Below are 25,062 nucleotides of genomic sequence, written 5' to 3'. Positions count from 1 at the left end.
GATTTCTCTACTCATATATCTCGTATACCTTATTGTAAAGCACAAATCTTACATTTCTTCCGAGAGCCAAGAATTGAGCAGATTCAGGATTTTCCCTGAGAAACTGAAAGTACCTCTTGCTTGCAAATTGAATTCGTACTTTTTTACCAATTCGACTCTCCTGTATTCTTGAATCCACCCAGAAATTTCCGGAATAATATATAGCCCTGCCATGAACATTTCTAACCTGCTGGATTAGATTCCTCACACCCCCTAGATTGTCTCTAAAGACCAGGCGGGACTTCCCCTGACGGATTGCTGGAAAATTTTTGGCTCTATTTAGCGCCTGAAATTCTTCGCTTGCCTGGATGCTGCCTCTGCCTGATTTTTCCATCATCTCTTTGTATTCCCTTTTGCTTCTTTTTACAAGATCAGCCCTTTTGTTCATGCTCCCGAGAGTCTGATGCTCATCATCTAATTCCCTTCTGGAAACACGCCTCTCCTCATCCTCAAGAATGAGATAGCTTGTATATGGCGTAACAATACCATGTTTTCGTGCAAGATTGGTTATCTCCCCTATCAATTCAGCATCTTCGCCATTCAGTCGCACCTGATCGAGCAGGTAACCAATACGACGAGCGGCCCAGAGTGGAGGAATGAAGGCATTTTTGCTATCGGCTTTGGAAAAATAGACATTATACTGAAATTGTTGCTCCCTATCTCTTACCTTCCCAGTTAATACTATCCCTGCTCTTCCCTCGCCCGAATATTGACCAAGGATTACAAGGGATGATCCCCTGAAGAGATCAGGCAGGTCCCTGGGATAGGTCTTTGATATCCGTATTCCACTAAATCTCAATTTTAGGTCAGTTAGTACAGGAGATTGAACCTTTGTATAAAAATTTGAGATCTTGACCTCTATATCCTCATTCGGAGAGATATAAGTCCTATGAGCCCTTGTCAATGTGGTTATTTTATCCAGCAGGTGTGTGTTGATGTCATATCCTATACCAAAGGTGAATATTCTTGTATTGAAGGTATTGACATTTCCAATCATTTTGATCATCTTGTCTTCATTTATTTCCCCAATTGTAGGCTTTCCGTCGGTAATAAATATCACTATGTGAGACTTGGATATATCGATTGGTGTTGATAAGGCCAGCTCTAAAGCCTCCTTTATGTTAGTTCCCCCAATAGCCCTTAAATTATTTATAAAATTCCTCGCCTTTTGAAAATTCGTCTCCTCCGCTCTCCGAAACCTATCAAATAGGGCCTCAGCTTCTGTAGAAAAACGAACTATCTGAAAACGGTCACCCTTGTTCAGGTTCTCAATGCAGAAATTCAGCGCCCTCTTTGCCTGTTTAAGCTTATCCCCTGCCATGCTACCAGAGACATCTAGGACAAAAGTTATATCCTTCTCGCTGATCTCACTTTCACGAATATTCAAACCAGGACTGAAACACAGGTAGAAATAACCATCCCCTCCTGCTTCCCTATAGGCTAAAAGAGAAAGGCCCACCTTTGACTTATCAGTATTATAATATAATCTAAAATCTTCATTAGGAGTAACATTCCTCGCTTCATAGCTCACAAGGGTGTGATCCATCTCCTTTCGAAGGATATCTATATCATGGGTTGTGCTATAGATGTTTTTCAAATTGCCATCGGATTTGATATCCACATTGATTGCCACATCCTTAAGCGGTTTCGATGAAAATTTTTCGGTATTTAAGGGATAGAGATACTCGATGGTGCCATTATCCTTCTTTAATATCTCGTTATAGGATAACTTAATCCTCTTAACAGAGCGCGGTTCAATAGGAAAGATCCTAACCTTAAAGATGTCTTGTCCATCGTATTCGAGAATGGCTGGATCGAGCTGTTTCCTGACAATATCCTCGTATATCTTTCGCGCCTTTTTCGCATCGAGCAGTTCTGCTTCCGTCTCTTTCCCATTGATGAACATACTGAATCTATCAATAACTGCCCCCTTGGGTACTGGGAAGATAAAATATCCCTCCAATCTTCGGCCTGATGGATTGTAAAACTCCTGATCAATAGATGTGACAGCGGACACTCCCTTTATCTTAACGTCCACATGGTGGTATTTCACTTCCAGCGGGAATGGAGTAGATGGATGTGAACGCGGCACAAGGATAAATCCGTCTGCATAGATATTACTAGTAAAGTGAAAAAAGAAGGATATGGAAATTAGAAAAAACACTATCCTTTTCTTCATTATCATCATTATCATTCTCCTTCAATATTATTCTGCTATAGATATCTACCCTCTCTTCAGATAGCATGTCATTTCGTTCACAATATTTTGTCTGTAAATTTATTCAAAACTGAAATCACATCTTGCTGCTTGTTCATGCACAGCCTTAATAATAACCAGATCAAGGGTATTCTGTTCTGATCTTTTCTTCATCTCATTCTCCACAAACTCGCGTCTTTCCATATTTAATCTGTTAATCCTTTTCTGAAGCTCCGCTCTCTTATCGATCATTTTATCTATATACTCCTTCCTCTCCCTTTTATTCATCTTTCTCATCTCTGATGGCAATTCATCATCCTTCAGGCTATCTATTTCTACACTCTCATTCTCTATAGCATCAACCAGATCCCAGCCAGTATTGATATACTGCCCAGAGGCCTTTGCCACTGACCTCTGAACCAGCGCCTCTTTGCTCATTGAAGCAGCATTGACATCCTGTTTTTTCTGACGCATCTTTCTCTCTTCACCCAATTTACCGTATGAAATATAGGTATTGTTCAACTCCTGACCAAGTTTGACAATCTCCTCATCTTGCGGGGCTTTTATGTGAACTATCTTCTGATTATGATCTATGTTCATATATTTCCCATCAGCAAGGTCTGCCCCGTGCTTCCACTTTATAGCTATGCCCTGCTGGTAATTACCGCAGAATATCGTGTTGATGATAACGCCCCTTGCTATAGCCCTCCCGCAACTCTTGATATAGTCTACATTACCTTGTGTAAAGGGCTCATTTCCAGCTATAAAGATGAGTCTCAGATCTTTGTTATCATTGCTCCATTTTAGACCATTTGTAGCAGCATCGATAACCATCCCACAGTACTCATCCCCACCATTCGTATTTAGCTTGAATAATTCCTCTGATATCTTATCCAGATCCGTTGATAGAGGAACAATCATTCGCAGATAGCCTTCGCTCGCTGAAATACTCTGTTTCCCATACTCATAAAGAGCGACTTCTAATCGTGGACTTTTTCCGTCCTTCTTTGCCAGGGCAAGCTCATTAACAATCTTCCAGAGTTGTGATCTTGCCTGATCAATCAATCCATCCATACTTCCACTTGTATCGAGCAGAATGGCCATCTGGATTAGTTCTCCCTTCGCTGCTCTGATATTAGTTGTGGTGAATAAGATAAATATCACAACATATGATAAAAAAACACATCTTACTATTCTTTTCATTGTAAAGCCTCCTGATAAATCTTTTTGTTTCATCACCTCTCTATAACTTCTAAACAGGCAAAACATAAAAAAGTTCTAAATTTTTTTATTATTTGTCCATTTTGGAAAAATATTTACTATTTAAACAATAAACTCCCAACAGATAAAGCGTGAAGGGTTGCAGTTCCCGCTTCTAGTAAAGATTACATACCACCTAGTGAAAAGTTCTTAGAACAATAGGTAAGACTATCTCTTCTGAATATGTAATAATCGAGCCATTCAGAAATTGGTTTGACAAATTATAGATTCACAAAGATAGTTGAAAAGAGTAGATATATGATGTCAATATCAGACGTGTTTTTTGTAATACTATAGATAGGGAAGAGTAAGTGAAGAGTATTCCTCCTCACTGAAAGCGAGGTAAAAAAAAGCTTATCCTTTACTAGCATCAATATCGTGAAATCAATTGTGATTGGAGGATTGTTATGGGAATGCCTGGAATATGGGAACTGGTTATAATCTTTTTTATTGTACTCCTTATATTTGGAGCAGGGAAGATTCCAAAGATAGCGCGGGATATCGGGGGTGGCATCAAGGAATTCAAGAAATCTATAAATGGCGAATCCAATGGAGAGGATAAGAGAGGCAAGGAGTAGCCATTTGAAAAGTTATGTATTCACTATCTGCAAATAACAGAATCATTCACACATCAGAGTGGATTATTATATATTTATTAGCATAAATGATACTGAGAAAAGATTTTTTGATAAAATAAAATGCGTACAGTTTGGGAGATATTATGACTGAAGAAATTCTTCCGAGTATATACAGAATTGAGATCCCATTACCCAAGAATCCCCTAAAGGCTCTTAATTCCTATGTGATCAAGGATAATGATCGAAATCTAATTATCGATACTGGGATGAATCGAGAGGAATGCATGAGGGTAATGGAATCAAGCCTTCGCGAAATAGGAGTGGATCTAAAAGATACGGATTTCTTTATAACTCATCTACATGCTGATCATTTGGGGCTCGTTTCCAGTCTTGTTACTAATACATCAAAGATATATTTTAACCAGAAGGATATCGACAGCATACATCAGGGTTTTAGTTGGGAAAGTATGCTGAACTTTGCAAACAGGTATGGTTTTCCCAAGGACATGCTACAGGATGCCCTCTTTAAACACCCGGGTTTTAAATATGGCGCTAAAGGACAGCTTAACTTTACTATCCTTAAGGAGGGCGATAAAATTGAAATCGGTGATTACCAATTTGAATGCTTGGAAACACCCGGCCATACTAACGGCCATCTATGCCTCTATGAGCCAAATAAAAAAATTCTAGTATCAGGAGACCATATACTCGGAGATATAACCCCTAACATATCGTTATGGACAGAGGATGAGAATCCACTTGATGAATACATGACAAGTCTTGATAAGGTTTATAAATTGGATATTGATATTACATTACCTGGCCATAGAAGCATTATTAGGGATTGCAAGAAGAGAATCCAAGAACTCAAAAGACATCACCAAAAGAGGGTTGATGAGGTCCTCTCCATCATTAAAAGTGGCAATAAGGATGCTTTTCAAGTAGCATCGAATATGAGTTGGGATTTAACATATGATTCCTGGGATCAATTCCCTACTATGCAAAAATGGTTTGCCACAGGAGAGGCAATCGCTCACCTCAAATTTCTTGAAGAAAGGGGATCGATTCAGAAGGAAATTCAGCAACAGAGGATAGTATATTCGCTATAGTCACTACCTTCAACAAAAGCAGATAGCGTATTATAATATTTTCAACAACTACTTGGGAACGACCTCAATGGCTATTTTGCTTTTTCCGCCTCCCCCAGGGCTTGAAAACCGAAATCACAGTTGTAAAGAGAAGAATACCGAGCTGTAAACTGCCAAATATCAATGCATTGCTTCTATATGCGATAAATTTGGGATTCTGCAACACTTCTAATCTCTGACAATCAGAGAGGGATGTCATTCCATTAACCCAATTCCCCAGACAAAATGTACCGAATAATATAATAGTAATTGTAATAATCCATTTTAGCAATACCCATCGATATATGAAAAAACCCCATTTTGTTAGCATTGAGAGAAGCAATCCTGTCAAAAGGGTTCCTATAGCACCGGGTATGATTACATAATCATCGATTGTCTTAACACACAATGTTAATGCATATATTTCATCACCATTCTCAGGCAATCCAATGACAATTGATGGAATAATCATTGCGAAGGCGCTCCCGATCCATGCTGATGAGAAAATAATATGCAGGGTTATTATCCAACGTTTACCTTTTATACCAATATTCTTCATAAACAAGACCTCCTCCTATTTTTTCGCTATTTAATTAACAAATTGTAGCAACTTTAACCGTTAAAAGTATAAAATTCAATTATGTATGAGATAGGTGATATTAGTCATGGACAAAAGGATCATCAGTGGTTTATCAACTGAAAGAAGTTGAGGATTTGGGCAGGTGGATAATCATATGAATATAATGTGGTCTCATACAGCTAATTATGCAATAATACTAATCTATTCGAAGCGATTTGATCTTCCCAAGTGACTTTATGCTCTCAAACAACTCACTTACAAAAAAACCCTCTTTAACCCTACAATTAATGACAATCTCAGAGGTATTATTTTCAACATTATCGGTAATTGAAACCCGCTTCAGTTCAAGATCATAATTCCTGACAGTATCTATGATAACCTCAAAGCCTAAATCCGAATAATATGTTACCGTAATGTTACGAAGATGCCTGTGTTCAATGAACCAATCCTCAATTTTATCGAATAGCTGTAAAATAACAATCAATGATATAGTAGAGATAATCCCAAGGAAATAGAAGCCTGCGCCAAAGGTGAGACCTATTCCAGATGTTGTCCATATTGACGCTGCAGTTGTGAGTCCCTTGACATTGAATCCATATCTGAAAATTGCGCCAGCACCAAGAAATCCTATTCCGCTTATAACCTGTGCTGCTAATCTGGCTGGATCAATATTAGCATTCATCTCAATGAATCCCATGGGAATGTATAAAGAGAGAATCATTATTAAACATGATCCAAGAGAAAGCACCATATGGGTTCGAAGTCCAGCTGGCTGATAGCGCAACTCCCTTTCAATACCTACCAACATGCCAGAGACTATAGCAAAAAATAATCTCACTATCACAGAGAGGGGGGAAAAGATGTTCTGACCGGTTAGTATATCATTCATATCATTCAATAAACCCTTAATTCTCCTTTATTATCTTGCTAATCAACTCAATCTGTCTTCTAATCTCTACAGGTGATGTCCCACCCATAGATGCCTTCATGTCAGTGGAGCCCTCAGGATTTAGTATATCCATGATATCATCACCAAAATGGGAAGAAAATTTTTTGATCGTCTCAAATGGCAGATTAAAAAAATCCAAGGATTTCTCTTCACAGAGCCTGACAATATTCCCAACGATCTCATGAGACTCTCTGAAGGGCACCCCCTTTTTTGTCAAATAATCGGCAAGGTCTGTTGCAGTGGAAAAATTGGTATAAACAGCCCTTTTCATCCTCCCTGCTTCTATTCTCATAGTTGAGACCATCTCATACATGCTCTCAAGGGATAGCTTAATAGTATCCACTGAATCGAATAGGGGCTCCTTATCCTCCTGTAAATCTCTGTTATAAGTAAGGGGCAGTCCCTTTAGCGTAGTAAGAAGCGACATGAGGTTGCCATAAAGTCTACCGCTTTTCCCTCTAATAAGCTCAGCTAAATCTGGATTTCGCTTTTGAGGCATAATTGATGAGCCTGTAGTGACTTTATCAGAGAGTGTAATAAAACCAAACTCTGATGTAGACCACAACACCAGTTCTTCACAAAACCTGGAAAGATGCGCACCAAGCACCGCGGAAAAGTATAAAAAATCCAGCACAAAATCCCTATCGCTAACGGTATCCATTGAATTAGAAGTAATATTCTTGAAATTCAGCTCCATCTTCAAAAATTCTCTATCGTTATCATAATTTACGCCAGCAAGCGCGCCAACCCCAAGGGGCAAATCGCTGCAAGAGTCAATTGTAAAGTTGAGTCTCCTTATATCCCGTAGAATATTCCACGCGTGGGCAAGAAGATGATGACTCAATCTGACGGGTTGAGCAACCTGCAGATGTGTATAGCCAGGCATTGTGATGTCAATATATTCAGATGACAGTTTTACAAGAAGCGCTATCAGGTTCTTCAGCAAAAGCTTAATCTCTTCTGATTCATCCCTGATATAGAGCCTCAAATCAAGAGCGATCTGATCATTTCTCGATCTACCAGTATGCACTTTCCTTCCTGCATCGCCAATCCGCTCTATCAACCTTGACTCAACATTCATGTGGATGTCTTCTAACGATGGTCTGAAGTCAAAATCACCCTTCTCAATCTCTCCCTCAATCTTCCGTAATTCATCAACTATAGCGGCAAGCTCTTCCTTAGATAGTATTCCAATTCTCTGCAACATCTTTGCATGAGCCATCGTGCCACGGATATCCTGTCTATATAGCTTGTAATCGAAGTGTATGGAGGAGGAAATCCTCTCAGTTGAATCTGATAGCTCCTCCTTAAACCTGCCGCCCCACAATTTACTCTTCTTATAACTTTGCTTTTCTTTTCCGGTTCGATTTTCCATTATTAGTTTATTAAAATGAAGGAAATTTATTTTTTATTTTCTTTATACTCTATGCTGATGTAATCTTCATTTAATCAAATTGATCAATTGATCGATGTAGAGATGTAAATCCTCTAAAGATGGTTTCATTTCATATTCGAGGATATCAGAGAGGCTTATTATATCATTGTTTTCCAATGCTTCTATTATATCATTGAGTAAATTGTTAATATTGGCGTTCTTCTCATCAAGAGATATATTATCTACCTCAAGGCTTTTCAAATCTATACCAAATACTGGGCTGATTTGATGGCAGGTTTTAATATACCTATATATAAAATCAATAAAAACCTGTAGCTTTTCTGAGCCCAAATTATCCTTTCCAGCCTGAAATGAATGAGCTATCTCCTCTAAATTAGTCAATTGATCCGATACATCATTTCTTATTCCCATCAGCGAATTTATAAGAACATCAGGAGACTCTATACTCTTAATAACCAAAGACTTGAGATTTTCACTAAAATAGAGCATCTTGAAAATATTACTAATCGAATTGAAAATGTCTCCGCCTTCACTGAAATACTCAATTATTTCAAAATCATTATTACTATTTACAATATTATTCTTAAATATCTCAATACTATGGACATAATCAATTACGCGTTTATCTTGATATTTAATCTCATTTATATCCAGGCTAAGTAATTGCATAATCCTATTCATTACCTCAATTAACCAATCTATACCATCACACATTGATTCTATTTGAGATTGATCAAGTTGATTGCTATTCTTCGTCTTTACTATGAAGTTTAACGCCTTATTGCAATAATTTATACACTCGCTTAGGGAAGATATTACAATATCAGCCTTGGATTGAACCTGACAATTTATCAGTTCCACTTCATCAAGTGAGAGTTCAGGGATATCATTTATTAAGTAATTCTTATCATCTATCTGGGCTTCAACGAATACAAGATCCCTTTCCTGAGTCCATTTATACATGGAGCCTATTACATCAGCTATAGTCTTTTCATTCTCTAATTCAAATCCAACCGGAAAGCTATTTATCTGTACCTTCATATTTTTACCCTTAAAACATTTTTATGATTGATAGTAAAATAAAATTATTCATTACACAATAGCGCTGAATAAATGATTGAGCAGGCAAGTCTTATTTACCCTTGTCTCCCTTATCCATTCCTCCCATACCCTTCATCTGCATCTTCATCCAATTTTGTTGCATTTTAGCGCCGGATATTGACTTCTCCATAGCAGAAAACTTCCTTCTAAGCTTATTCTCATACTCTCTCAGATGCACCTGATGACGCTCAATCCTCTCCTCTGTCCTCTTTATTGAAATGTCCTCCAAATCAATTTTTGCTAAAATTATATTCTTCCCTGCCCTAATATAGGGTTTTAGTATATTTTCGACTCTGAATCCGAAACCATGGTCTATTCTATTATCACCATCAGTATCTGAACCGAAAAATTCGCCTACGCCATCAGGATTATCCCTGATATTATCATAGACCTTGACCTCATCAATGATCAATTTGCCTTCCTTTATCGTTTCCCATTCCGCATTAATAGCCCCAGTGGATATGCCTATCTGTGGAAGTATTTTTATTGGCTTATCCGACATGCTGGGGTATGCTCCGCTAGTCGCAGTCTTCAGGGCATTTTCAATCCTGGCAATGGTCATATCCCCAATAAATAGACCGCTTTTGTATTTAATCTTTTTATACTCTCCCAATTTATTGGTCATCTCAGCCTTTGTAAGCGTCCTATTATAATCTAAATAATCATTATAATCTTTTACAAACTTCTTAATCTTCTCAATAGCCTTCTCAATATCGGGCTCAATAGTTAATGTAACAGGCTCTCTTGATTTATTGCGAAGATTCAATGACGCGCCCTTTATTACATCATCGAGGTTATTATTCTTATCCCTTACTATTTCAATCCCATCAATTTTTAATTTTGCATCTTTGGCCTCAGTTATCACATTTTTGGGTTCCAGAATACCGATACCCTTCAAGGGTGTAATAATTTTCACATTTGAGAACCTAACCTCACCTTCATTACAGTAGAATATAACCTTGCTTATGCTCCTCCCTGCAAATTCCTTGCCAATTGGGATTAACTGCTTACCCTTTGCTTTTTTATCAATTGGATAAAGACTCTCCAATCTCTCCCCCTTATCAATGGAAACCACACCGATACCAGATACATCCAGAACTTCCCTCTTCTCTTCCTTCTTCTCAATTGGACGCACCCTGGAGATGTTATAACCCCTAAGCTCAATCCCCTTTATCACTATCTTCTCCTCAGGGCCAATCTCAATCTTATAGGGCAGGACGTCGTCATCCTCCTCTTCAGTTTTTATCCCTTTATAGTTTATAAAATACTCAAGAAGAGTATCCTTTTTAACTTGAATCTCCATTGGCAATACATACTCTCGCCAAAGTTGATCCTTAATGCTTATGGATTTCCCCAGTTCCTCAACATTTAAACTCCCATTCTGATCCTCAGGCTTCCGATCTCCTATATAAGAGGTGAAATATTTGCTATCAAAGACCAATTTAAATCTCTGCTTCTCTTCCCCCTTCTCACCCCTTATCAATCCGATTCTCTTTAAAAAATTCTTACCCCCTGATAATTTAATCTCACCCTTTTGCCCGGAAATCTTTGATTCAATTGTCAAGATGTAGTTATCCCCAAAGGTCTTTATATAAGAAGTAGCCACAAGCTCTGACCCAACCTCGTCAATCTTCCTCTGTAGGGATTGTAACTTTCCTCCTCGAAATCGGATAATCTCGGACTCACCATTGACCTCTATCCTGAATTTGCCTGAGGAGAGTTTTTTATCCTTTGTTATTGGATCTGTAGCGATTTTTTGCGTCGATGCAAGCTCAATTACCTCTATCTTCCTGTTCCCGCTCTTTGCAAATTTAGTGGCAGAGGCGTTTAAGACGCTTGTATTGGAAGAGATGGCTCTTTTATCATTATAGGATGCCCTAAAACCGTAAAGTTCCTTAGCGCTGCTACTCAATCTGACAAGATGAGATTTTAATAAATTTAAGGCCTCCTTCCTCTTAACATATGTCGCCTTCTCATTTTCCCACTGAAGGATAGGCCTTGCTTCTACCTCAACGAGTTTGGTAATTATCTTATCACTATCTATTCCAGAGGCTAATCCTCCCATAGTGACTGGCATAATATTCCCTCACAAATTTTCCCAAATAATAATAAAATAATAGCAATCTTTTAAATAAATATGTTAAATTCTCTGAGTATAGATGACAATATAGCATCATTATTGTGATATTTCAATAAATTATCGACAAAATTTGTAGCTTATATTAATGTCAATCAACATAATAATTAAATTAATTATCTTGATTCATCAACGAACATGCCAATAAACTCATGAATACTCTCAAGCAATCTTATCATCTCCTTTGGGGGGATTTCCCTTATTACTTCATTGGATTGAGCATCAAACACCTTCATAATGACCCTATTCGCCTTTTCATTAATAGAAAAGGTAACTCTCTTATCTATGGATTTTGCTGCAGAGTTCAATGTATCCACAAGGTTTTCAATATTATCCTTTGTAATCTTTATATTTGTGGAATATTCACTTTCACTAGTACGTTGTTCATTTTTTGGTCTAATGCCAGATAGTCTGGATTGACCCACACTATCAATCTTATTAACCATTATTTCCATTTCCTTCCTCCTTGAAGTTAGTCTTTATTGTTAATATTATTATACAAAAATATAATATTTCTTTTCATAATATTTAGAATTAAAGAGATGTCCCTCTCCGGTAATTATACCGGAGAGGGACGAAACCGGCCGCACTGCAAAGCTGGTTTCACTCAAGGACGATTCTTATCCGAGTAGTTGTAAAACAATCTGAGTCTTTAAATTAGCCTGAGCCAGCATCGCAACACCACTCTGGAGAAGAACCTGGTTCTTTGTAAACTCAACCACCTCTGAGGCCATATCCGTATCCCTGACACGGGAATCAGCAGCCAGCATATTTTCATAGGACCTGGCTAGAGACCTTATTGTATTCTCCATCCTGTTGGAATATGCGCCAAGATCTGCCCTCTGCCGATTTAGCTTGTCAAGGGCTAAATCAACATATCCTATCATGGCATTTGCTGATCCGACAGTGGAGATTGAGCGCTTTTGGGCCTTGCCACCCATAAGGTTAAGAGCCTTGGCGCTCATAGTAGCAATATAGGCTCTTATCCGCTGGTCCTGATTTGGACCCACATGGAAGAAGATGCTCCCAGTATTACTCGCTCTGGAGTAAACCCCGGTTAACATCTTCATCTTATTGAACTCCGCGGAATTGGATATCCTATCCACCTCATCGATCAACTGTGAAACCTCAACCTGAACCAGTTGCCTATCCTCATTGGAATAGATTCCATTGGCAGCCTGAACTGACAACATCCTTATCCGCTGAAGGATGCTGTTGAGTTGTTGTAGAGATCCCTCTGCAACCTGAATGAAGGAAAGCCCATTCTGGGCATTCCTCTCAGCCTGGTACAGACCGTATATCTGAGTCCGCATCTTTTCAGATACGGCAAGCCCGGAAGGATCATCTCCAGCAGCATTTATTCTCTCGCCAGATGCAAGCTTCTCTATGGACTTATCCAATTTTTCCGAAATTAATTTGAGCTGCCTTCCTGCAAATATGGCACTCATATTGCGATTGATTCTCATTTTTTCCCTCCCTTTTCCGTTTAGTAGAGTTGACCATTATGATCTATTCGGAGACAACTCTAAATTTTTCAGACTCCATATACCATGAAGCTGGATCTGCCCATCGCAGAACTAAGGTTTTTTCCTTGAATATGTCGCCATGACTGCCCATCATCCGGACGACACCGACTGTCAAAGAAATATCCGGCAGCCGGTGATGCCTCCCGACATCACTAGCTGCCGGAAGAGGCGGTATTCAGGAACAGTCCTTTAGCGACCAGAAAAGGGAGTAAGAACCAATCTCAGTTTTCAAAGAACCAATAACTCTTGTTCTAAGATTGCCCTACCATAACAATCTCAAAACAGACTGGGGTTGCAAGTTTGCCTGTGCAAGCATGGCAGTTCCAGTTTGCACCAGAACTGTGTTTTTGGTAAATTCAACCATCTCTTCAGCCATATCCGCATCTCTAATTCGGGATTCAGCTGCCTGAACATTCTCATAGGCTGTCATTAAACCCTTGGCAGTCATCTCAAGCCTGTTGTAATAGGCTCCAAGATCCGCTCTCTGCTTTGCAAGTCTTTGCAAAGAGGCATCCATGACTCCTATAGTCTTGTTCGCCCCATCAGGAGTAGAGAGCGATATAGAGATTCCACCAGTAGCATCCTTCATCTTGAATGCAGCAGCAGTCATAGTCCCAATATAGATCCTTTCGCGTTGATTGCTATTAGGACCAAGATGGAACCACATACTTGCCTTGGGATTGATCTTTGTGAACTCGCCAGTTAAAATCTTAAACCTATTGAACTCTGCTTGAGAGGCTATTCGGTCGACTTCATCGACCAAAGCTGAAACCTCAACCTGGATAAGCTGTCTATCTTCAGCTGAATATATACCATTAGCAGCTTGAATCGACATAACCCTTATTCGCTGAATAATCTGCGATGACTGGTTCATATACCCCTCGGCAGTCTGAGCAAAGGACATAGCATCCTCCGTATTTCTCTCTGCCTGCCTGAGTCCCAGTATTTGAGTTCTCATCTTTTCAGAAACTGCTAATCCAGAAGCGTCATCCCCGGATTTATTTATCCTTTCTCCGGAAGCGAGCTTCTCCATGCTCTTTGAGACCTCCCAGTGAGTGAATTTTAGCGACCTGTTTGCATAAATTGCACTCATGTTGTGATTGATAATCATTTTACACTCCTTTGACTATATATTGGCTTCCTTGCCAACCGATCCTCAGGGCAGTTAAAATCGGTCGTATAATACCAAAACTCCTTCTGCTGATCGTATTGTCAGCTATTTGGAATATTTTGGCCTGTTCCAGGCTTGTATTTGGGCATACACAAAACTGGAACTAAAATTATCAAAGGGTGTTTATCATTATCAATTAAGGATCAACAACCCCAGTGTTTTCAAAGAACCTAAAAGTCAGGAGATAACACTCCTTGCTCGTCTTTTCGTCACCTAATGGTGGAGCATTTAGCCCCATTATTGATATTTACATGCATATATTAACATTTATTTAAAAATACGGCATTATTATACCCTATTTGATCTATAATCTATATTTTATTCCTTTCAACAAAAAATAAACAAATTATTTAAGCAATCATCCTTTCAACTTCACTAAAAACTAATACATTTGACACTATATCCATTTTCATCCACTAAAATATCAACAGCAGATACTGGATAGTCCTATATTATTTTCAGTTTATTTGACCATGGCATGAAATTTAATTATTATATCATGGTGCATGAATCTTGATTAAGAGACAAAGTGAAAATATTGGAATAATAAATATATAAACATGAAGATACTTACTATTTGGAGGATTTTAATGTTATTATTCAAATCAAATGATAACAAAAGGAGGTTTAATAAGAAAAATGACAGGTTTATACCCGAGCAGTGCAATAATTTAGCGGGAAAGACGTTAATGTTTTATCTCTACTTCCTATTTGCTGTACTTATTCTCAGTGCATGCACTAACCCACTTGGAGATGGATTATCACAGAGTACCTTTCATACAAACGGATGGAGCAACAATTCAGAGCATGGGGAAATGTTTACCAACTATCCGGAAAACTGTATGGCATGTCATGGTGATGATTTGCAGGGAGGCCAGGCAGACATATCCTGCCTTAATTGTCACCATAACGGTGGTTGGGATGATAATTCCGCTCATGGTGAGGCATTTTCAACAGATTCATATCTATGCAAGGCATGCCATGGAGAAGACCTAAATGGCGGGTTAGTAAATTATTCCTGTTTCACATGCCATCACGGTGAAGGTAGTTCAAATTGGGGCAATGAACATGGCAATGGATATTCCACATATCCAGATAGATGTAAGGGATGTCATGGTGAGGACCTGAATGGAGGATTGAGTAAAATATCCTGTGATTCCTGTCACCACGGAACTGACACCAATGGCGGCCATGCCAGCCAAACATGCGATGATTGTCATAGCACAAATCATGATATCAAGTACAATGTATGCATGAATGCCTGTCACAACAATCAGAGCCATGCAACGCACTTTGACGGCACTGGCAAAGGCCCTGGCATGCCTTATGATTTGAATGGAACAGGGTGTTTTGTCTGTCATAGCAATGCTCAGATACCAGACTTGAAGGGTGATGCATGTGACAATTGCCACAGCCCTGGCGGGGATTATGATGGCGTTGATGATCCAGGTATAGGCGCGCTCGCCAATTGGCAGGATGGGATATATAATGAGACAGGAGATGCATTAAAGACAGGAAAAGAGCAATGGTGTGTTGGATGCCATGATGGAGGGCCTGCGGTTATCGATGGTGTAACTGCACCCGATGTGGGGCTTTTCTGGAATAGCGGTCATGGAAGAAACAACAACGTGGCTTGTTTGGATTGTCATGACGTGACTGTCACACACATTGATGATGATGCCAGGACATACGCCTTTAATTCCTCCTACTACTCGCCATCTGAATCCGGTGTTGCATATGCTGCGGGATATAGATTGAAATATGTGGGAGGCGAGGTGCCGCTAATGATACCTGTCAATTACAACATTACTTTTAGTTCAAATGGCGCTCTTATGAGGGATACAGCCTTCAGGATGTGCTTTAATTCAGGCTGCCATGATTCCTCAATGATATTCGATGATACACCTGGAGATGGGATTAACTCCAACTTTAAGGCATGCTTGCCTAATCCACCGCGAGATTATTCCTACGCATGGGGAAGCGGAGCTGTTACCAATGAACACGTTTCACACATGTTGAACTATATTATACCAAATTGGGATTCGGACTGGGATACAGAAACCACAGGAGCTGGTGGTTCAGTTGGACGGGACTCCCTAACAGCCTGTTCTTCATGCCATAATGTTCACGGAGCTGTTGGCACAGAGGGATCAACAAACGAGGTAATGATAAGGGATGGAAGTCTTGCAGGAAGAAGCGGATACGACTTTAGCTACGTTATTGAGAACATAGGCGCTGGAGGTTATCCATGGGTTACATCAACAGGCGCGACTCAATCGAACAGCATTGGCTCTATTTTCAGGAACAACACTGCGAACATGTGTGGCGGCTCAATGTGCCATGGCAATCCCGCACCGCCTGCTGGAAGCAGCTATGATGCAAGCGGTAGTAGTTGGGGTACCTATGTTGAGTACTATCGTCCTTGGCAACAATATTAGTAATTATTCATATTCAATCCTCCCAATAAATATCTTCTCTGAAGCTGTCTAAACTCTAGGCAGCTTCTTTTCTTTATAATCATCACAGTATCCAACTAAACTGAAAAAAATAAAGAGGACCTCATTCCCCTTATTTAAGACATAATCTATACATGAAGTTACCTGAAATAAAAATCATTACTTTTCAAAAAACAATCATTTATTTGACTGAGACATAGAATATTAGTATATTGATACGGTGGATATAATAAATGAATAAGAATCAGATAATAACCTATGGAGGATAACCAAAAATGATTCTTAAGATTATATCAAATAGAACGATAATGGAGCGCAATTATTTAAATATACTGTCAATATATATTCTTCTTTTAATATTTGCATTTATACCTTATGGATGCAACCAACCGCTTGCAGATGGATTATCTGAAAAGACATACCACTCTTCAGGATGGGGCAATGACACCAATCATGGCGAAATGTTTACCATCAATCCGAAAAATTGTATGGCATGTCACGGTGATGATATGCAGGGAGGTCAGGCAGACATATCCTGCCTTAATTGTCATCATAACGAAGGTTGGGATGATAATCCCTCTCATGGCGAGGCATTTTCAACTGATTCACATCAATGTAAGGGATGCCATGGTGAGGGCCTAAATGGCGGGTTGGTAAATTATTCCTGTTTCATATGCCATCACGGTGAAGGTAGTTCAAATTGGGAAAATGAACATGGTAGTGGATATTCCATATATCCAGATAGATGTAAAGGATGTCATGGTGAGGACCTGAATGGGGGATTGAGCAAAATATCCTGTAAATCCTGCCATCATAATGATTGGAGCAATGATACCGAGGAACACCCTGTAGCATTTTCTCAAAATCCTGACAGCTGTACAGCATGTCATGGTGAGGATTTAAGCGGAGGTTCGTCAAATTCATCCTGCTTCTCCTGTCATCATGGAAATGGGAATCCTAATTGGAATGACGAGCATGGGGAGGAATATCCGGAAAATCAAAGTAGATGTAAGGGCTGTCATGGTCAAGACCTGAATGGGGGGCCAGCAGATTATACCTGCTTCTCCTCCCCTTGTCACAATAATTTCAACATATGTGATAGCTGTCACAGCGGGAATGGCACATCAGGAAGCCATCCTACACATACAGTTTCAAATAACAGAGGACCTCAAACCTTAGATTGCACCGCATGCCATGATGAAAACAACCATCGCTTTTTTGCAGATGGCAATGATTTTAACAGTACTACTAGCTGCGACAACTGCCATAGCCCTGGCGGCTCATATAATGGTGTAAACAGCGATTCTGGAAGCATTGGGGCAAAAAATAACTGGACAGATGGAGTGTATAATCAAAATGTATTGATAGCTGGCAAAGAGGCATGGTGTGTGGGATGTCATGATGATTCACCTGCATCGAGCAATGCTGATGGGAGTGGACCAGTAGCCCCAAATATAGCGGGGGATGACACCACATTCGGCTATTATATTAACGGACATAAGAATGAACTCTGCACAGATTGCCATGATTTGACCTATTTACACATAGATGGTTCCGCAAGAACATATGTTGCCCCTTTAGACATTGATACACCAGGAGATTACTATCGTGTTGGTTATCGACTTAAATCAGTAGATGGCCAACTACCTTTGATAGTCCCTTACAGAAGTAAAAAATCTGGAGTACCTGTTAATAGTCTACGCTTATGCTTCAGTTGTCATGATAGCGATCCATTTATCTATTCGAGTAATCTGGAGAATAACTTCAGAGAGGACTCTACCTCAGCAAATTATCACTTCTATCATCTTACATCCAAACACAATCCTGGTGTTGGAGTAGGATGTGTTGACTATTGCCATAAACCGAACCCTGGTGATTTAGCAAAACCATGGGATTCTGACTTTGATGGTGTAGGCGATTCTGATATGAGTTGCCCCGCATGTCATAATGTTCATGGTTCTAAGGCTGTTGCAATGGTGCGAAGCGGCGAGCTTATTGGTCAGGAGCCAGGTTTCAACCTTAAGTATCTGGATAATGATTCCGGCAATCCCTGGAATTTTAAGGATCCTCAAACAGTGGATGGAAGCACAGGTGGGGCTTTTGACATTATTGAGGCTTCTACCCCTATTGGCACTATTAGTGATAATGGAATCTGCATTATGTGCCACCCGCAGCGGATATCCTATTATCGAACACCCTAGCCATAATGCAGATTATTCCCATTAACTACACTGATCAATGTTGTAGTTAATGGGCTTTGACCTAGGTGTGTGGGAGAGGTTCTTCAAGCCCCAAAACAACATTGACTCGATTTTTAGGCTACTAAATGCATTTATAGAAAAATGTTTATTAAAATCGAGTCAATTATTAACCCTATCTTCCGATTATGATAATAGACAAATTAATCTATTATATTCCCATGTAGCATCACCTAACTTCATAGATTAATATAATTTCCATCAACGGCTAAAGCGAGACGAGTGCCAGAGAACTCTTATGCATACTAATTGCTGCCCTGTTGAAATTATAATTATCTGTTAATAAGCTAAAGGATGTAAATTTTCTCAGCTTACATAATACTCTATATTGAATTACGGAAATTAACATGATCTCAAAAAGATTGATTATTATTTCAAGTGTATTGATAACATTATTTATATTATTCATTTATATTCCCTTTAGAACCAACCTGCTCGAAAAGAAATCTCTTAAATCCCTAATCTCTTCCAGTAAAAGAATTACTATAGCCTACAATGCCTTTGAAAAGGGCAAAAATATCCAGAGAAAAAACCTTTATAACTTAATCGAACAAACTCAAAAAGAATATTCCAATTTAGAAATCATAGCCTTTATTGAGAAAAATAATACAATTTTAATGCAAGGCAAAAATGATGAAAATATAAAGGATAATGAAACATTCGACTCGATTATGGATAGTTTTATAAAAGGGGAGTATATAATTGATAAAGGAAATGAATATATAACAAGATACTTCAATCAAATGAAGTATTATATCTTTGTTAAGGATATTACTGATGGGAAAATATTAATGATCTTTCCCTATAAATTAAGCAGAGCGCTTGTTATTCAGTTATTATTGGAAATATCCTTGATTATTATTATTTCCATCATTTCTACATCTCTTGTTTATATTCATAATAAAAAGTTAGCTTCCTCTGAAGAGACGCCTCATAGTTATATCAATATAAGCAAAATGAATACAAATAGAGCAAATAGGAAAAAGACAAAGGCCGCATTCAATATGGCAATGGATTCATTAAATGATTACTGTTTTGAATTATTCACTACTATATCCTCTCAATATTCACTTCAATCAATCTCATTATACCTAATGAATAAAAAGACACAACAGTTAAACAAGACCTATGAATTGAAGGGGAATTCATATATAAGTATTAACTCAAGCAATTTTGACTCAATCGATATACAAAATGAGATGAGTGAAGAATTAAAGAAATCAGCAATAATTATACTGGAAAATGGCAAAAAACTTATTTTACCAATCCTTTATGATAGCACATTATTAGGGATAATCAGCATAATTAGGGAGAGTGGATTTAGAGGCAAAGAGATCAATACTATGAGGGCACAACTATCAGATATAGGCAAACCCCTTAGTGAATACCTTTTGTTTAATGATATTATCATAAACGAAGAGACTGGCCTGTATAGTAAAACCTATTTCAGATTAAAATATGATGAACAACGAAAGCTGTTTCAAAGCATGGGGAACAGGTTTGCGGTCTTCATTATATCAATCCTGAATAATGAGGAAGATTTTGATGTAAATGAGAAAAATTTGCTGATAAAATCAACATCCTCAAAAATCAGAGACTTCCTTAAGGTAGATGACATAATATGCTGGTTTAACGATGATTTTGTTATACTCGCCCCGAACCTTGATCTGTTGGGGGCAATCGAGATTGGACAAAACATTCTGGATTCATTAGGAGACTTTTTTGTTAAAGCCCCAAGAGGAGTGGTATTAAAACCAAAACCTTATATAGGGATTGCTACGACTGATAGTGTTGAAAAGGATGAGGATATATTAGATGCAGCCTTTCAAAACGTAAAATATGCTCAGACAATCAAGGAAAGTAATGTTCAATATACAAACATACATTGTGCAAGTTCAATTTAATTTTGAGAAAAAACATATCCCCACATAATAACAACGAGGGCAAACCCAAATGCTTGGAAGGATAAATCCAATATAGTAAGTAGACCAGCTATGGCAGAATCAGGCATTCCTAGGGCAAATTCTCAACCAACTCTATAAGAAGCTGGGTGTTATGTTCAATTAGCCCTGGCAATGATTGAAGGTGATCTTGAATCATCTGTTCATTTGCCAGATCAGAAATACCTCGAAGAAGCACAAAGGGGATCATATTCATCCGACAAACCATACCTACAGCAGCTCCCTCCATCTCAACACAATCCCCATCAAGTTCCTCATGCAGACGTTCCTTCTTTGACTGATCATGAATAACCTGATCTCCTGTTAGTATCTTTCCAAAATGCAGCCTATCATCATATCCAAGCCTCTCTCCCACATCCCTGACAATCTGGATCATCTCGGAATCACCATAATAACAGTGCGAACCCTTATTCTCTATTTTCGGATCAGCGCTTAAAGCAAAGTCATGCTGCATAACCTGTTGCGATATCACAATATCTCCAACCTTTAATCTCGGATTGAGAGCCCCTGCTACACCCACGAAAATTAGCTTCTCTACATCAAAATGGTCAATACAGTATTGAGTTCGAGCTGCCGCTCGAACCTTGCCGATTCCCGTTGTAGTGATTACAACCTCGTGCCCTGCAAGAATGCCGCGATGAAAATCATGTCCAAGTCTATTCTCAGTCTCTCTGTTAATAAGCTTGTCAAAAAGCGTATTCGATACCTCAAAGGATATGGCACTCATTATTCCTATCATTGATAGCTCCTAAAAACCCATATTCCAGCTTAATAATACATTGTGGAGGTTCTTCATTTATGCCAATGTAAACATTACATAGCATATTGCCTAAACCAAGTAGCTCTACATACAAATATGTCAATCCCTAATTATTCTTTTTCCTTCTGTCGACCATTTTTAAAATTACTAGTGTCTCGTCATCTTTTTGAGAACTCAAACCGGTGAAATTATATAATTCCTTTTCAATGCTCTTTACAATCTCAAAAGCAGATTTGGCTTCGTTCATTTTTACTACTTGCACTGTCCTCTCAATATCAAATTGCTCTCCATCTGAATTGGTGGCTTCAATAATTCCATCTGTATACGAAACAGCAATATCTCCAGGATAAAATGGCATTTTAATAAGTTTATACTCTTCATCTTGGAGAATCCCAAGAGGACGCCCTGTTGCTTCTAAATTATAGATTTTATCTTCATTTTTTTTGTATATTATAAGGGGAAGATGACCGGCATTCGAATAATAAAGAGTATTTTGGGAAATATCCAACAGATAATAGCTCAAAGTAACAAACTTTTCTCCCCCAATATTCCAGTTCATTTTTTTATTTAAAAATGAGAGTATCGTTGCTGGGGATAGATCACTCCGTATTATTGTTTTAGCAATGCTGCTAATCATTATCATTACAAGGGCAGCTGGCAATCCGCATCCCGCAACATCTGCGATTATTACGCCAATTCTATTATTATCAAACTGAAAGAAATCATAATAATCTCCTCCAATACTTTTAGCAGGTTTTGAATATCCGTATAATTCGATTCCTTTAATTTCTGGAATGGTTTTAGGTAGCAACTGTTCATGGATCTCTGATGCTAATTGAATTTCTTTTAACTCAATTTTCTTCTCTAAAATGAACTTTACTTGATCTTGAATTAAGAGTATGGCAGATATAATATTTGAGATTATTGTGCAAAATATTTTGCATGAATCATCAAATTCTCCAGTCCTTTTATTTAGAATAATGATATATCCATATTCCTTGAGTTTTAAAATCATTATTGAATTGATTATAATGTTAAGCGATTTGCTAAAGAATTCATATATTGTATTAATGCTATTGATTGAATCTTCATTAAATTGATTTACGATATAAGCATCGTTTATAGCATTTACTTCATTATCAGGTATCTGTAGATATTTTCCTCTTAAATCTTCAATCTCATTTTCAAAGTAATATTCAGTAATAATATAATTCGAAGATTGTTTTAGCAGCAGAATATTGATCTCTGCATCTATCTCTTGAGTGATGGGGGCCATGATTGATATAAATAATTCAGAAATATCTATATCAAGTGTAATTGCACTAGTTATAGGCTCAAGCATAAGCAATTGTCGCTTAAGCTTTTCAATATTTGACACCTTAAACAAAGTTTCCTCGCAGCATTTATAATTGAATAAAATTTAACTCATTTTTACGATGAGCGCTACTGTTTTACCATTTATTTTCTGAATATCTTGGAGTCCATTTTTTGTTCTATGACACCATGCTTTAATATCATTATCAAATGCTGGATCACTACAAATAATCCTTAATACTTGATCTGTTTCCATAGTCTTTACTCTCTTTGAAATCTCAAATATTGGTCTTGGACATGTCATCCCGGTACAATCAAGGCTATAATCGAAGTTACATTGTTCATCAGAGGTTGGTTCCTCTTCTTCGCAATGAACTTCACCATGAGTTTCATTACCCTTTTCCTTAGTTAAGAAAAGTGTAATGAATAATTTTTTAAATAAATTCATATTAATATCCTGAAAACAGTTTTTTGGGTTTTATTTTTTTGACGTCAAATGCTATAATTCCACAACATAAATATAGAATCAGAATTATATTAATTTAGAGTATTAGTTTGAATGAATATAAAATAATAAATCTTCCTCTTAATAATATTGCCATTTATCATATTATCCAGTCATGGATAATTATAATGATACTACAGAGCTTTCTGCCATAATAGAAGTAACTGTCGGAAATCCTGCAAATTCAGCACCCTTGATCAATGAATCCTCTTTTGTCTTTGACTTTATTTTAAGGTTACAGAAGAATTCAACACAAGGGCTGCATACTAGGATTTTCCCCCCATTTTCTAAGAATTGATCCATGTATACTGTTAAGGGTTCAAAGCCATCAATCTTTACATTTTCCGCTTGTCCATTCATACCCCAGATTGTTCCGTTAAGCGTTAAGAATACTGTAGTATCAATCCCAAGTGCTATGGAAGAGGCTGCCATGCAAAATCCAACAATTGCCCTCCCCCCCCTATCTTCTTTACCTGTAGTAATAATAATTAAATTTTTATTTACATTTGACATATCAACTCTCCACCTAATCAAATACTAAACTGATTTCAGAATCACTCGATTTATCAATAAAGGTTGCTACACCACAAAACTCATTCACGCTATCAATAAAATCTTCAGGTTTGAGTCCCATTAAATCTCTACTCATATCACAGATAAAAAAAACAATACCTTGCTCATGAGCCATCTTTATCAATTCCTCAAGCGATGGGATATTTTTTTTCTTCATCATCATCTTCATCATCATCTTCCCCATACCCAACATGTTTAATTTCGAGAGCGCTAATCTATGAGCTCCACCACGATTTACAATATTCAACATCTTTTCCATTATAGAAATCCCCTTAAAAAATTTCCCCTTCCTCTTTGTAAGTATATTCAGTCCCCAGAATGCAAAAAACATATTCACTTCATAATTCATTGATGCAGCACTTGTAGCAATTATAAATGATGCTAAGGCTTTATCCAAATTTGCACTTAAAATTAACATGGATAACTTTTTATTATCGGACATAATATTACTCCTTAGAGAAACTTTATACATTTTTGTGAAGAATGCTATTTTTTATATATACGATTTTATTAAAACATTCAAGAATAAAACAATGATGAAATGTTAAACATTCATTTCTCAAGAATTAGTCGGCTTTCAGCAGGTAGTGAGAGGTAGGATATTATACATGCTATTTAATCTATTGAGAGTACTAACTCACTTTGTTATTATTCGTATAATTATTTTCGAGTTAAAATTTCACGTATTATCCTCTTTCTTTTTGATTGAAAGGAATAGGTGGTTTCAAACATATTATGATAAAATCGATTGACTTTTATGAATGCTCTTTTTACTTTTGGACGACCTTAATAAAGTTAAGGGTTAATCGCCTACCATTTTTGCCTAATCTAATCACAAACCAATAACTTTTAACAATCTATACAATGCGATAATATTTTTGATTATCAAAACAATTAGCACCCACCTAACGAATAAAATCGCATATAACTATCAAATCGTTTAATATATAATTTGACATCTTTATTTTTTTGTATTCCCACACAGTTTAGCAGAGATACTTACAATAATAATTAAGGAGATTATTGATATGAAGAGAAAAAAAGCATATATAATTAAGGTTTCCTGAAGAAGTCGAAAGTACTGAAGAGTTGAAGTTTTTTGTGACATAATGCTTGCATTAAGTGCAAGGAAAATGTAAGAATTTGCTTAAAACCCTTGCACACGGAGGAACGG

Annotated in this window: 20 protein-coding genes; 5 read left to right on the top strand and 15 right to left on the bottom strand. The window is 37.7% G+C overall.

Annotated features, from left to right (window positions below):
- Window positions 1-7: 7 nt before the first annotated feature.
- Both SVZ03_03450 and SVZ03_03445 read right to left on the bottom strand, forming a co-directional pair.
- Entirely contained in the window at window positions 8-2,227 is a 2,220-nt protein-coding gene (locus SVZ03_03450; GenBank protein MDY6933261.1) for a VIT domain-containing protein, read from the bottom strand.
- 90 nt (window positions 2,228-2,317) lie between these two features.
- Entirely contained in the window at window positions 2,318-3,439 is a 1,122-nt protein-coding gene (locus SVZ03_03445) for a VWA domain-containing protein (protein ID MDY6933260.1), read from the bottom strand.
- A gap of 464 nt (window positions 3,440-3,903) precedes the next feature.
- Between SVZ03_03445 and SVZ03_03440 the strand changes: the two genes are divergently transcribed.
- Window positions 3,904-4,074 carry a twin-arginine translocase TatA/TatE family subunit gene (locus SVZ03_03440; protein MDY6933259.1) on the top strand — a complete coding sequence of 57 codons (171 nt, stop codon included), beginning with the start codon at window positions 3,904-3,906 and terminating at the stop codon, window positions 4,072-4,074.
- Between the two features lie 143 nt (window positions 4,075-4,217).
- Complete coding sequence (locus SVZ03_03435) at window positions 4,218-5,183, top strand: MBL fold metallo-hydrolase (GenBank protein MDY6933258.1); 966 nt, start codon at window positions 4,218-4,220, stop codon at window positions 5,181-5,183.
- A 64-nt stretch (window positions 5,184-5,247) separates the two neighbouring features.
- Here SVZ03_03435 and SVZ03_03430 read toward each other — a convergent pair whose 3' ends face one another.
- From SVZ03_03430 to SVZ03_03395, 8 genes are all read right to left on the bottom strand, one after another.
- Window positions 5,248-5,760, bottom strand: a complete 513-nt coding sequence (locus tag SVZ03_03430) for a hypothetical protein (GenBank protein ID MDY6933257.1) — start codon at window positions 5,758-5,760, stop codon at window positions 5,248-5,250.
- 217 nt (window positions 5,761-5,977) lie between these two features.
- Entirely contained in the window at window positions 5,978-6,670 is a 693-nt protein-coding gene (locus tag SVZ03_03425) for an MgtC/SapB family protein (GenBank protein ID MDY6933256.1), read from the bottom strand.
- 16 nt (window positions 6,671-6,686) lie between these two features.
- Window positions 6,687-8,105 (bottom strand): argininosuccinate lyase, encoded by a 1,419-nt coding sequence (argH, locus tag SVZ03_03420; protein MDY6933255.1) that lies wholly within the window; start codon window positions 8,103-8,105, stop codon window positions 6,687-6,689.
- A 66-nt stretch (window positions 8,106-8,171) separates the two neighbouring features.
- Window positions 8,172-9,167, bottom strand: coding sequence for a hypothetical protein (locus SVZ03_03415; protein MDY6933254.1), 996 nt, complete (start codon window positions 9,165-9,167; stop codon window positions 8,172-8,174).
- 91 nt (window positions 9,168-9,258) lie between these two features.
- Window positions 9,259-11,304: a flagellar filament capping protein FliD gene (gene fliD / locus SVZ03_03410; protein ID MDY6933253.1), complete on the bottom strand. Its 2,046-nt coding sequence runs from the start codon at window positions 11,302-11,304 to the stop codon at window positions 9,259-9,261.
- A gap of 176 nt (window positions 11,305-11,480) precedes the next feature.
- On the bottom strand, window positions 11,481-11,819 hold the full coding sequence (locus tag SVZ03_03405; protein MDY6933252.1) for a flagellar protein FlaG: 339 nt from the start codon (window positions 11,817-11,819) through the stop codon (window positions 11,481-11,483).
- A 165-nt stretch (window positions 11,820-11,984) separates the two neighbouring features.
- On the bottom strand, window positions 11,985-12,830 hold the full coding sequence (locus tag SVZ03_03400) for a flagellin (GenBank protein MDY6933251.1): 846 nt from the start codon (window positions 12,828-12,830) through the stop codon (window positions 11,985-11,987).
- Between the two features lie 322 nt (window positions 12,831-13,152).
- Window positions 13,153-14,001, bottom strand: coding sequence for a flagellin (locus tag SVZ03_03395; GenBank protein ID MDY6933250.1), 849 nt, complete (start codon window positions 13,999-14,001; stop codon window positions 13,153-13,155).
- Window positions 14,002-14,651: 650 nt separating this feature from the next.
- On the opposite strand from SVZ03_03395, the gene SVZ03_03390 reads away from it, so the two are divergent.
- The 3 genes from SVZ03_03390 to SVZ03_03380 all read left to right on the top strand — a co-directional run bounded on the left by SVZ03_03390 (window position 14,652) and on the right by SVZ03_03380 (window position 20,679).
- On the top strand, window positions 14,652-16,499 hold the full coding sequence (locus SVZ03_03390; protein ID MDY6933249.1) for a hypothetical protein: 1,848 nt from the start codon (window positions 14,652-14,654) through the stop codon (window positions 16,497-16,499).
- Window positions 16,500-16,792: 293 nt separating this feature from the next.
- Window positions 16,793-18,718 carry a hypothetical protein gene (locus tag SVZ03_03385; protein ID MDY6933248.1) on the top strand — a complete coding sequence of 642 codons (1,926 nt, stop codon included), beginning with the start codon at window positions 16,793-16,795 and terminating at the stop codon, window positions 18,716-18,718.
- 404 nt (window positions 18,719-19,122) lie between these two features.
- Complete coding sequence (locus SVZ03_03380; protein ID MDY6933247.1) at window positions 19,123-20,679, top strand: hypothetical protein; 1,557 nt, start codon at window positions 19,123-19,125, stop codon at window positions 20,677-20,679.
- Window positions 20,680-20,788: 109 nt separating this feature from the next.
- On the opposite strand, the gene SVZ03_03375 is transcribed toward SVZ03_03380, so the two are convergent.
- The 5 genes from SVZ03_03375 to SVZ03_03355 form a co-directional block, all read right to left on the bottom strand.
- Window positions 20,789-21,475: a 5'-methylthioadenosine/adenosylhomocysteine nucleosidase gene (locus SVZ03_03375; GenBank protein MDY6933246.1), complete on the bottom strand. Its 687-nt coding sequence runs from the start codon at window positions 21,473-21,475 to the stop codon at window positions 20,789-20,791.
- Between the two features lie 127 nt (window positions 21,476-21,602).
- Window positions 21,603-22,874: a PP2C family protein-serine/threonine phosphatase gene (locus SVZ03_03370; protein MDY6933245.1), complete on the bottom strand. Its 1,272-nt coding sequence runs from the start codon at window positions 22,872-22,874 to the stop codon at window positions 21,603-21,605.
- Window positions 22,875-22,916: 42 nt separating this feature from the next.
- Window positions 22,917-23,258, bottom strand: a complete 342-nt coding sequence (locus SVZ03_03365; GenBank protein MDY6933244.1) for a sulfurtransferase TusA family protein — start codon at window positions 23,256-23,258, stop codon at window positions 22,917-22,919.
- 180 nt (window positions 23,259-23,438) lie between these two features.
- Complete coding sequence (locus SVZ03_03360; GenBank protein ID MDY6933243.1) at window positions 23,439-23,828, bottom strand: DsrE family protein; 390 nt, start codon at window positions 23,826-23,828, stop codon at window positions 23,439-23,441.
- 13 nt (window positions 23,829-23,841) lie between these two features.
- A complete protein-coding gene (locus tag SVZ03_03355) occupies window positions 23,842-24,330 on the bottom strand; it encodes a DsrE/DsrF/DrsH-like family protein (GenBank protein MDY6933242.1) in 489 nt (162 codons plus the stop codon).
- Window positions 24,331-25,062: the final 732 nt, after the last annotated feature.

The sequence above is a fragment of the Spirochaetota bacterium genome (assembly GCA_034190085.1).
Classification (GTDB): domain Bacteria; phylum Spirochaetota; class UBA4802; order UBA4802; family JAFGDQ01; genus JAXHTS01.
Note: the sequence above shows the minus strand (reverse complement) of the source record. Positions and strands in the feature narration are given on the sequence as shown.

Bases quoted from the DNA above. Each gene is read 5' to 3' on its own strand.
- SVZ03_03425 (MDY6933256.1), bottom strand. From the start codon at position 6,670: ATGAATGATATACTAACCGGTCAGAACATCTTTTCCCCCCTCTCTGTG.
- SVZ03_03445 (MDY6933260.1), bottom strand. From the start codon at position 3,439: ATGAAAAGAATAGTAAGATGTGTTTTTTTATCATATGTTGTGATATTT.
- SVZ03_03450 (MDY6933261.1), bottom strand. From the start codon at position 2,227: ATGATGATAATGAAGAAAAGGATAGTGTTTTTTCTAATTTCCATATCC.
- SVZ03_03390 (MDY6933249.1), top strand. From the start codon at position 14,652: ATGTTATTATTCAAATCAAATGATAACAAAAGGAGGTTTAATAAGAAA.
- SVZ03_03415 (MDY6933254.1), bottom strand. From the start codon at position 9,167: ATGAAGGTACAGATAAATAGCTTTCCGGTTGGATTTGAATTAGAGAAT.
- SVZ03_03440 (MDY6933259.1), top strand. From the start codon at position 3,904: ATGGGAATGCCTGGAATATGGGAACTGGTTATAATCTTTTTTATTGTA.
- fliD (MDY6933253.1), bottom strand. From the start codon at position 11,304: ATGCCAGTCACTATGGGAGGATTAGCCTCTGGAATAGATAGTGATAAG.
- SVZ03_03430 (MDY6933257.1), bottom strand. From the start codon at position 5,760: ATGAAGAATATTGGTATAAAAGGTAAACGTTGGATAATAACCCTGCAT.
- SVZ03_03365 (MDY6933244.1), bottom strand. From the start codon at position 23,258: ATGAATTTATTTAAAAAATTATTCATTACACTTTTCTTAACTAAGGAA.
- SVZ03_03395 (MDY6933250.1), bottom strand. From the start codon at position 14,001: ATGATTATCAATCACAACATGAGTGCAATTTATGCAAACAGGTCGCTA.
- argH (MDY6933255.1), bottom strand. From the start codon at position 8,105: ATGGAAAATCGAACCGGAAAAGAAAAGCAAAGTTATAAGAAGAGTAAA.
- SVZ03_03355 (MDY6933242.1), bottom strand. From the start codon at position 24,330: ATGTCCGATAATAAAAAGTTATCCATGTTAATTTTAAGTGCAAATTTG.
- SVZ03_03360 (MDY6933243.1), bottom strand. From the start codon at position 23,828: ATGTCAAATGTAAATAAAAATTTAATTATTATTACTACAGGTAAAGAA.
- SVZ03_03435 (MDY6933258.1), top strand. From the start codon at position 4,218: ATGACTGAAGAAATTCTTCCGAGTATATACAGAATTGAGATCCCATTA.
- SVZ03_03380 (MDY6933247.1), top strand. From the start codon at position 19,123: ATGATCTCAAAAAGATTGATTATTATTTCAAGTGTATTGATAACATTA.
- SVZ03_03375 (MDY6933246.1), bottom strand. From the start codon at position 21,475: ATGATAGGAATAATGAGTGCCATATCCTTTGAGGTATCGAATACGCTT.
- SVZ03_03405 (MDY6933252.1), bottom strand. From the start codon at position 11,819: ATGGAAATAATGGTTAATAAGATTGATAGTGTGGGTCAATCCAGACTA.
- SVZ03_03400 (MDY6933251.1), bottom strand. From the start codon at position 12,830: ATGAGAATCAATCGCAATATGAGTGCCATATTTGCAGGAAGGCAGCTC.
- SVZ03_03385 (MDY6933248.1), top strand. From the start codon at position 16,793: ATGATTCTTAAGATTATATCAAATAGAACGATAATGGAGCGCAATTAT.